Below are 7,430 nucleotides of genomic sequence, written 5' to 3' on the forward strand. Positions count from 1 at the left end.
GAGTGGACAGATGAGGTTCCGCTCTCTTTTTGTGTGGTGAGAAATAAAATGACAGGGGAATAAACGAATGGTATAATGAAGAAAAATCAGGTCGACAGATTGGGATATTTGCTGGCTTTATCAGTCGGAGCAGTTTGTTTTTAAAGGCACTGAAGATATGGTAAAAGAATATCATAAGGATTGGTTTTATGTTAAGAAAAGTTTCAAAGGAGAGGGCGTTCATGGGGAGTATCTTTAGAAGCACGCATAATACCCGTGCAATTCTGCCGGGGAGTTTTCGCTTTGTCAGGAGCGATGTTCCAAATTGTATAACAGAAGAAGAAGTGAAGTGGCTTGTGGAAAACAATATCACAACGGTAATTGATCTTAGAGAAGACAATGAAAGAGCCGATAAAAAATGTCCGTTGATTGACAACGATTTCTTTCAGTATTATTGTATGCCTGTCACAGGTGGGAATATTGTTCCTGAATCTGTGGATGATGTTTCCAAATCATACATAAAAATGGTTGATGCACAAATGAGAAAAATTATTGATACCATTTGGAATGCAAAAACCAATGTATTGTATTTTTGCAATGCAGGAAAGGATAGAACGGGTGTTGTTTCTGCCTTGCTTCTTTATAAGATCGGAATGAGCAGGGATTATATAATTAATGATTATATGGAATCAAAAAGTAATCTTAAAGATATGCTGGAAGCATATGCAGCTCAATGTCCGAATGTGGATATTGATGTGATTACACCTCATGAAAGGTATATATGTGAATTTATATCTGATTTTGAGAGAAGGGAGCATTTTATATGAGAGCGGTTGTATATAAAGGAAACGGGCAGATTGCTCTTGAGGACAGACCCATGCCGGTAATCATGGACGAAAGAGATGTGATTATAGAGGTGACGCTGACAACGATCTGTTCCAGTGATATACATATCAAGCATGGAGCAGTGCCGAAAGCAGTGCCTGGAACGGTTCTTGGACATGAGTTTGTAGGAAGAGTGACGCAGACCGGGAGCGCAGTGAAAAAAGTGAAGCCGGGAGACCGGGTGGCAGTCAATGTAGAGACCTTCTGCGGAGAATGTTATTTCTGCAAGAGAGGCTTTGTGAATAACTGTATAGACAAAAACGGAGGCTGGGCGCTGGGCTGCCGTATGGACGGAGGACAGGCAGAATATGCGAGAATTCCTTTTGCAGACAACGGTCTGACAATCATACCTGAGCATGTGTCGGATGAACAGGCGCTTTTTAACGGAGATATTCTCTCCACCGGATACTGGGCTGCAAAGATCGGAGAGATAAAACCTGCGGATACAGTTGCGGTGATCGGAGCCGGCCCCACAGGGCTTTGTACCATGCTGTGCGCGCGTCTGTATACGCCGGCAAAGATAATCGCTATTGATACGGACGAATACAGGCTTAAGGCTGCAGAAGCGCAGGGACTGGCTGACCTTACACTTGTCCCCGGAAGAGACGATGTGGAAGAGAAGGTTCTCCAGGCGACAGATGGCAGAGGCGCAGATGCTGTATTTGAAGCAGCAGGCGGTAAGGATACCTTTCAGACGGCTTGGAAGATTGCCAGACCGAATGCTGTTGTAGTGATTGTAGCTATGTACGAGGAACCGCAGGTACTGCCTCTGCCGGATATGTATGGAAAGAATCTGGTATTTAAGACGGGCGGCGTAGACGGAAGCTTCTGTCAGGAAATCATGGATTTGACTGCCTGCGGAAAGCTTGATACGGGATTTTTGATTACCCACCGATGTAATCTGGAACAGATTATGGAAGCATATGACGTATTTGAAAACAAAAGAGATCATGTTATAAAATATGCTGTGAAAGTCCCAAACTAGCAAAAGGAGAGCATCCAGATGAATATTGTAATGCTGGAGTAAGAATAAGGATGAAAGCGTATAAATTTTCAAGGAAAAAAGCAGGAGATGACAATGGAAATTAAAAAAATTGCGGACAATCCGGAGTTGATTGAGGAAGCTGCAGGCTGGTTTCACACAAAATGGCATGTTCCCACAGAGGCTTATCTTGAAAGCATGGAGGAAAGTCTGCAGGAAAACAGTGCTGTGCCCCAATGGTATATTGTAATGGACGGTGGAAGAGTGATTGCCGGAATTGGTGTGATAGACAACGATTTCCATAATCGAAAGGATTTGTGGCCCAATGTGTGTGCACTTTATGTGGAAGAGGCGTATCGATGCCGGGGAATCGCAGGAGAAATGCTTAATTTTGTCTGTGAGGATATGCAGAAGAAAGGAATCTCCACACTTTACCTGATTACCGATCACACCGCCTTTTATGAGAGATATGGCTGGGAATTCCTTTGCATGGTTCAAGGAGACGGAGAGGCGCAGCCGACAAGAATGTATGTTCACAAAATGGGAAAGAAGAAATAAAATGCTTGACCTTATATCCGGTATAGGCTTTATAAAGGAGGTGGGAGAAAAACTTTACGCCGCTTTTAGGAGCAGAGCGTCAGAGAGGAGAGGGATTAAAATGAAAAGCATCAAGGAAGCAGAAATGATTACCGGCATATCCAGCCAGAACATTCGCTATTATGAAAAGCAGAGACTGTTGTCTCCCAGCCGGAACGCGGAGAATTCCTACCGTGAATATTCACAGGAGGATATCAACCGACTAAAGCTCATCAAGCTTTTTCGAAAGCTGGATGTGCCCATTGGAGATATTAGACGGCTGATAGATGGAGAAACCACTCTTGAAGAGACAATGCTGCTGCAGATCTACCGCCTGCAGTCAGAGAAAGAGAGGCTGGACGAGGCAATTACATTTTGCTCCAAAATCCAAGAGCAGCAGCTTGCAGAGCTGGATGTGGATCAGTATCTTCATCAGATGGAAGAAAGAGAAAAGAAGGGGTCTGTGTTCAAACAGTTTAGCAATGACTATAAGGAGGTTGTGAAATCAGAGATGGCACGGGAATTTTCCTTTATGCCGGAGGTTCGATGTGACACGCCGGAGGAATTTTCGGAAAGTCTGCTGAAATATGGACAGGAAAATAACAGAAATATGGTTATCCTTAAGGAAAGTATGTCTCCAAGGCTTTTGATAGACGGAGTGGAATACTATGCCTACAGAACCTCCTCGCGGTATGGGATTGTGATTCACTGTGAGATGCTTCATCCCCAGGATTATATTCCGGCCGGGATGTCGGAAAAAAAATACCGCAGATACCGTATTTTGTCACTGCTTGCGCTCCCGGTTCTGTTTTTTCTGATTTGTAATTTGTGGGTGATAAGGGATTTGTTTACCACGGCCACCCCTTTAGAAAGCCTGCTTGGCCTTTTTATTGTAATCCTATTATTTGCTGCAGATTTGTGCTTTTTGTATTATTGTTATGGGAAAAATTTCAAAGGATAGAGAAGAGGATTTTACATTTCTTTTCAAAGAGATTATAATGTGTATAAGAAACCGGAAGGAGGCCTTGAAAAATGAAAGAACAAAAAGTAATTCCCGGAAGCGGCGGGGAACATTATATTCCTTATGAGGAGCGCACTGGCGAAGAATCCGTTGTTTACTTTACCAGAGATTTGTCAAAGGAGGGACTGCGCAGGATTTTCGAGCGTGTGGGTGCCAATATGGAGGGAAGAGTGGGCATCAAGCTGCATACCGGAGAGCAGAACGGCCCTAATATTATCCCCCGCCCCTGGGTGGAAGAGCTGATTCAAAAGAATCTTCCCCGGGCATCTATTGTGGAGACCAACACCTATTACGAAGGGGACCGCTACACCACAGAACAGCACCGTAAAACCCTGGAGGTAAACGGATGGACCTTTTGCCCGGTGGACATTATGGATGAGGATGGAACGGTATTCCTTCCGGTGAAGGGCGGAAAGTGGTTCACGGAGATGTCCATGGGCAAAAATATTCTGAATTATGATTCTCTGCTTGTATTGACCCATTTTAAGGGGCATCAGGTGGGTGGCTTTGGGGGCTCGAATAAAAACATTGGCATTGGCTGTGCGGACGGCCGCGTTGGAAAAGCCATGATTCATACCACACCCGGCTCAGATGACATGTGGGACATTCAGAAGGAAGAATTTATGGAACGTATGACGGAATCTGCCAAAGCGGTGGTGGATCATTTCGGTGAGCATATCACCTTTGTGAATGTGCTGCGGAATATGTCCGTGTCCTGTGACTGTGAGGGGACTGCAGCCATGCCTGTGGTGACGCCGAATATCGGCATTGTAGCTTCTTTAGATATTCTGGCGGCAGACCAGGCCTCAGTGGATTTGGTTTATGCGCTGAATCCCTGTGATCACAATGATCTGGTGGAGCGGATGGAGACCCGTCACGGCCTGCGCCAGCTTACCTATATGAAGGAGCTTGGCATGGGGAACGACCGCTACCGCCTGATTGATATCGACCATGAGGATGCTTTGATTTCTCCCAAGGAGGCTGTGAAGGACGTAAAGCCCTTTGCATAAGAGCAGTAAAGCCGGGTCAAGGAGGCTTCGGTGTTTTCGGAGGAAAAGTAAAACAAATGACAAAGAAAAAGCTGGCTCTTGCCATCATAGAAAGATTGAAAGCGGAATATCCGGATGCAGGCTGTACGCTGGACTACAACGAGGCGTGGAAGCTGCTTGTGAGTGTGCGCCTTGCCGCACAGTGCACCGATGCCAGGGTAAATGTAGTAGTGGAAGGGCTGTATGAAAAATTTCCGGATGTAAATGCCTTGGCACAGGCTCCGGTGGAGGAAATAGAGGCCATTGTGAAGCCTTGCGGCCTGGGACACAGCAAGGCCAGAGATATCAGCGCCTGCATGAAGATACTTCGGGATGAATACGACGGGAAGGTGCCGGATGACTTTGATGCGCTGTTAAAGCTGCCCGGTGTGGGACGCAAAAGCGCAAACCTGATCATGGGAGATGTGTTTGGCAAGCCTGCCATTGTGACGGACACCCACTGTATCCGGCTGGTGAACCGGATGGGGCTTGTGGACGGCATAAAGGAACCGGCCAAGGTGGAAAAAGAGCTGTGGAAGATAATCCCCCCTGATGAGGGAAGTGATTTCTGCCACCGCCTGGTTTACCATGGCAGAGAGGTCTGCACCGCAAGAACGAAGCCCCACTGTGAAAGATGCTGCCTGCAGGATATCTGCAAAAAGGCGGGGGTTTAACGGAATAAGACAAAAAGCCTCCTGCATATCATATAAAAAATGATGAGACGGCCTTTGCGCCGCAGAGAGCAGGATGGAAATTTATGTTGTGGACAGGGGAGACAATGTGGACCAAATTGCCGCCAGCACAGGCATCAGCGTGTGGCAGCTGATTTACGATAACCAGCTTATTTATCCCTATGAGCTTGCGGTGGGGCAGGCCCTTGTGATCGATAATGGGATAAGAAACGCCAGCCGGGCCGTTTCTGTCAGCGGGTATGCTTACCCCTTTATCAGTGAGTGGGTGCTTGGGGAGACTCTGCCTTTTTTGTCAGAGCTTCCCATATTTTCCTATGGCTTTACCATGGAGGGTGAGCTGATTCCTCCTCTGTGGGATGACGAATGGATGATCAGGGAGGCTCTCCGGTACGGCACACAGCCCATCCTTGTGCTGACACCCTTTGGACCGGACGGAAATTTTAACAATCAGCTGATTCATTCGGTGGTCAATAACTGGGTTTACTCGGAAAATCTCATTTCCAATCTTCTTCGTGTGATGGAGGAAAAGGGATATCAGGGAGTGGATATTGATTTTGAATATATTCTGGCCCAGGACAGGGATGCTTTCACCGGCTTTGTATGGTGGGTGGCGGATACCATGCGGGAAAACGGATATCATACTTCCGTGGCGCTGGCTCCCAAAACATCCTCGGAGCAAAGGGGTCTTTTGTATGAGGGAAAGGACTACAGAGCCCTTGGAGAGGCCGCCGATCATGTGCTGTTAATGACCTACGAATGGGGCTATACCTACGGGCCGCCCATGGCTGTGGCGCCCTTAAACCAGGTGCGCCGGGTGGTGGAATATGCCGTCACCCAGATTGATCCGGCCAAAATAGATTTGGGGATTCCAAATTATGGATATGACTGGCCGCTTCCCTTTGAGAGGGGCATTACCATGGCACGGACCCTTGGAAATGTGGAGGCTGTACGGATCGCCATAGAGAAAGGATCTGCCATTGCATTTGATCCCCTGGCGCAGAGTCCCTATTTTTTTTATACGGAAAACGGGATTACCCATGAGGTCTGGTTTGAAGACCCAAGGAGTCTTATGGGAAAATTCCGGCTTATGGAGGAATATGGCCTAAGGGGGTGCGGCTATTGGCAGATCATGCAGTGGTTTCGGGCGAATTGGCTGCTTTTGCGCTCTCAGTTTTATATTTTAAAATAGAGAAACGGGGAAAAACCTATGCGAATGTACGATGTGATCATGAAAAAGAGAAACGGCAGAGAATTGACCTGTGAGGAAATCCGTTATTTTGTGGAGGGCTATACCCGGGGAGAAATTCCCGATTACCAGGCAGCGGCCTTGATGATGGCAATTTATTTCCAGAAGATGACCCAGGAGGAAACCTTTTATTTGACCATGGCCATGGCCCAAAGCGGCGACAGGCTGGATTTGTCGGCAATTAAGGGAATTAAGGTAGATAAACACAGTACAGGGGGCGTGGGGGACAAGACCACCCTTGCACTGGCACCCATGGCAGCGGCCTGTGGTATTCCAGTGGCAAAAATGAGCGGCAGAGGACTGGGACATACAGGGGGAACCATTGATAAGCTTGAGAGCTTTCCTGGATTTCAGACAGAACTTTCCGAGAAGGCATTTTTGGACCAGGTAAACCGCATTGGCATCGCCATCATGGGACAGACCGCAGATCTCGCGCCGGCAGACAAAAAGCTGTATGCGCTGAGAGATGTGACAGCTACCGTAGATAATATGTCTCTGATTGCAAGCTCTATCATGAGCAAGAAGCTGGCGGCAGGGGCGGATGCCATTGTGCTGGACGTAAAGACGGGCAGCGGCGCTTTCATGAAATCCAGAGAGGACGCCTTCGCATTAGCAGGTGAAATGGTTAAGATCGGAAAAACTGCGGGAAAGCAGACCGTTGCCGTTATTTCTGATATGGATCAGCCCTTGGGAAATGCTGTGGGAAACGCCCTGGAGGTAAAGGAGGCCATTGATACTTTAAAAGGCAAAGGACCGGAGGATTTTCTTGAGCTTTGCCTTACCTTGGGAAGCGAGATGCTGATCGCAGGAGGCAGAATACAGGAAAAGAATCCGGATGCAGCCCTCCGGGAGGCCAGAAAAATGCTTCTTCATTCCATAGAAAGCGGAAGCGCTCTGGAAAAGCTGGAGGAGCTTGTAAAGGCTCAAGGGGGAGACGGCCGGGCTGTCTATGACACCTCTCTGCTTCCAAAAGCCTCAGTGGTGGTTGAGGTAAAGGCGCCCTCCCAGGGATGGATCACAC

Annotated in this window: 8 protein-coding genes; all 8 read left to right on the forward strand. The window is 47.5% G+C overall.

Annotated elements, in window-relative coordinates; all coding sequences use genetic code 11:
* Positions 1-188 precede the first annotated feature (188 nt).
* A complete protein-coding gene (locus AC1WIP_RS08650) occupies positions 189-806 on the forward strand; it encodes a tyrosine-protein phosphatase (RefSeq protein ID WP_481141466.1) in 618 nt (205 codons plus the stop codon).
* Positions 803-1,849, forward strand: coding sequence for an alcohol dehydrogenase (locus tag AC1WIP_RS08655; RefSeq protein ID WP_481141467.1), 1,047 nt, complete (start codon positions 803-805; stop codon positions 1,847-1,849). The genes AC1WIP_RS08650 and AC1WIP_RS08655 overlap by 4 nt, the downstream gene beginning before the upstream one ends.
* A gap of 93 nt (positions 1,850-1,942) precedes the next feature.
* Complete coding sequence (locus AC1WIP_RS08660; protein WP_481141468.1) at positions 1,943-2,404, forward strand: GNAT family N-acetyltransferase; 462 nt, start codon at positions 1,943-1,945, stop codon at positions 2,402-2,404.
* A gap of 100 nt (positions 2,405-2,504) precedes the next feature.
* Positions 2,505-3,383, forward strand: coding sequence for a MerR family transcriptional regulator (locus AC1WIP_RS08665; protein WP_481141469.1), 879 nt, complete (start codon positions 2,505-2,507; stop codon positions 3,381-3,383).
* Positions 3,384-3,454: 71 nt separating this feature from the next.
* Positions 3,455-4,453: a DUF362 domain-containing protein gene (locus AC1WIP_RS08670; RefSeq protein ID WP_481141470.1), complete on the forward strand. Its 999-nt coding sequence runs from the start codon at positions 3,455-3,457 to the stop codon at positions 4,451-4,453.
* Positions 4,454-4,509: 56 nt separating this feature from the next.
* Complete coding sequence (locus AC1WIP_RS08675) at positions 4,510-5,145, forward strand: endonuclease III domain-containing protein (protein WP_318705309.1); 636 nt, start codon at positions 4,510-4,512, stop codon at positions 5,143-5,145.
* A 73-nt stretch (positions 5,146-5,218) separates the two neighbouring features.
* Positions 5,219-6,352 (forward strand): glycosyl hydrolase family 18 protein, encoded by a 1,134-nt coding sequence (locus tag AC1WIP_RS08680; RefSeq protein WP_481141471.1) that lies wholly within the window; start codon positions 5,219-5,221, stop codon positions 6,350-6,352.
* Positions 6,353-6,370: 18 nt separating this feature from the next.
* Positions 6,371-7,430 (forward strand): thymidine phosphorylase (locus tag AC1WIP_RS08685; protein WP_481141472.1); only part of this gene is annotated, 1,060 nt, incomplete at its 3' end.

The sequence above is a fragment of the Acetatifactor sp. genome, from assembly GCF_982438285.1.

What these genes read in the sequence shown, in the direction of transcription:
- AC1WIP_RS08675 (WP_318705309.1), top strand. Translation starts at nt 4,510, where the DNA reads ATGACAAAGAAAAAGCTGGCTCTTGCCATCATAGAAAGATTGAAAGCG.
- AC1WIP_RS08660 (WP_481141468.1), top strand. Translation starts at nt 1,943, where the DNA reads ATGGAAATTAAAAAAATTGCGGACAATCCGGAGTTGATTGAGGAAGCT.
- AC1WIP_RS08680 (WP_481141471.1), top strand. Translation starts at nt 5,219, where the DNA reads ATGGAAATTTATGTTGTGGACAGGGGAGACAATGTGGACCAAATTGCC.
- AC1WIP_RS08670 (WP_481141470.1), top strand. Translation starts at nt 3,455, where the DNA reads ATGAAAGAACAAAAAGTAATTCCCGGAAGCGGCGGGGAACATTATATT.
- AC1WIP_RS08665 (WP_481141469.1), top strand. Translation starts at nt 2,505, where the DNA reads ATGAAAAGCATCAAGGAAGCAGAAATGATTACCGGCATATCCAGCCAG.
- AC1WIP_RS08650 (WP_481141466.1), top strand. Translation starts at nt 189, where the DNA reads ATGTTAAGAAAAGTTTCAAAGGAGAGGGCGTTCATGGGGAGTATCTTT.
- AC1WIP_RS08655 (WP_481141467.1), top strand. Translation starts at nt 803, where the DNA reads ATGAGAGCGGTTGTATATAAAGGAAACGGGCAGATTGCTCTTGAGGAC.